This is a genomic window from Aporhodopirellula sallentina SM41 (genome assembly GCF_000346505.1).
Taxonomy (GTDB): domain Bacteria; phylum Planctomycetota; class Planctomycetia; order Pirellulales; family Pirellulaceae; genus Rhodopirellula; species Rhodopirellula sallentina.
The window spans coordinates 1-1476 of record NZ_ANOH01000284.1; the positions used below are offsets into that span (position 1 = coordinate 1).

1 protein-coding gene is annotated in these 1476 nt (G+C 54.6%); it reads right to left on the reverse strand.

What is annotated here, in order from left to right; translation table 11 throughout:
* Positions 1-279: 279 nt before the first annotated feature.
* Positions 280-747 (reverse strand): hypothetical protein, encoded by a 468-nt coding sequence (locus RSSM_RS19385; RefSeq protein ID WP_044303058.1) that lies wholly within the window; start codon positions 745-747, stop codon positions 280-282.
* Positions 748-1476 lie beyond the last annotated feature (729 nt).

Below are 1476 nucleotides of genomic sequence, written 5' to 3' on the forward strand. Positions count from 1 at the left end.
GAGCGCAACAGTCTCGAGCATCCGTCCATGCGCAACGTGCCGCGTGTGTCGTCTGCCTGGCCTTCGGCCCCGTCGGTGACGCGGCCATCAGAGAGCAGTCTAGCATGTCTTTTGTAAGGTGTTGAGTTCAAGAAAACGAAGCGTGGTTGAACAACGCGTTTGGAATCTAATGTTCGTCTGAGCAACTCTTGGGTAGCGCATCTTTCCCGAGCGCATCTCGTACCGATAACGGTCGACATCACCGGGTGGCGGCGAACGACTTGCAAGCAAACGAAAAAGCTAACCACCGCCACTCCGGTGCATGTCATGGTTATCCGCATTCTTGATGCGAGCAAAAGCGGTCGCGACCCAGTGAATCGTCGCCAAACCAGTATAAGTCAGTAAAGACCAAATCGGGATGATGAATAGACCGGTAATGGGTGCGAGCGTCAAGCCAGTGTCGTTGCTTACGCGACGACGTGCCGCCTCAGCTTGGGCCGAGCTGTCAGAAGCATCAAACGCCAATGCCGCATGTTCGATTTCGGCACGGCGTACGGGGATCGAAACAACCAGCGCGATGTACGCGACAACGCAAGCTAGGATGAACACTAGCGGCTCCGCTTCGGGGCGTAGGAGATGCCGTCGAAATAAGTAAGCGACCGATGGAACGGCTAACGCACCAAGGAAGATTGCCGTGGATGTCAGCATTGCGAGTGCTTCAGTCGGATAACGTTTGCCATCACCGGGCACGGAGAGTGATGTATCCATTTGCGAAAACTCGCAAGCCGTGCTCCGTGTGCATGGCTTGGTTATCCGCCGTTTTGTGGTGCGGCCAAGAACGTCGAACAAATGAAGACAATCTCGAACGAAGCAACGAGCGAATCAGCGAAACGCAATCGGCAGTTGCGGATCGGACGGAAAATGTATGAAGCGATGGAATACATTAGCACGGCAGACGCCATCAAACGACCGACCGTAGACAAGGAGACGGGGCCGAACGCGTGTGAGTGCCAGAGCAATGAGCCAGTCGAAGGCAGCATCACGGGTAGAAGTACGAGCATCAGAAAGTAGTGCAAGTAAATATAGCCAAGGACAACAATGTGAGATGGCGAGCAAAGGTAAGAATTGCGCAGCCCGAATCGTGAATATGGGTGGGAAGCATCGCGGGCACGAAACCGATCAAGCAGACCGAGCGCCCCGGTGCAGATGAGAATTAGCAGGAGCAGCACGGAACCACCATTGTCGGAAGGCGTATCGCGTCAGTGTCTATAGTGGGCGAGGTTGGTTAACGAGGCGACGTCTGCGCCTAGTCGGATAACGTCAGCGATCACCGAGCCCGAACCAGCGATCGTCCATTTCAAAACCACGCGCAAGTCGGGCTTCGCGTGCATCGCATTGTTATCTGGCAGTAGCCTACCGCCTCTTAAAGGCTGACATTTTCTGGTCTTTCTTCGATGTTGGCCATGCCCACAGTCCGTTGAAATCTTCAACTACCAC

What these genes read in the sequence shown, in the direction of transcription:
- RSSM_RS19385 (WP_044303058.1), bottom strand. Translation starts at nt 747, where the DNA reads ATGGATACATCACTCTCCGTGCCCGGTGATGGCAAACGTTATCCGACT.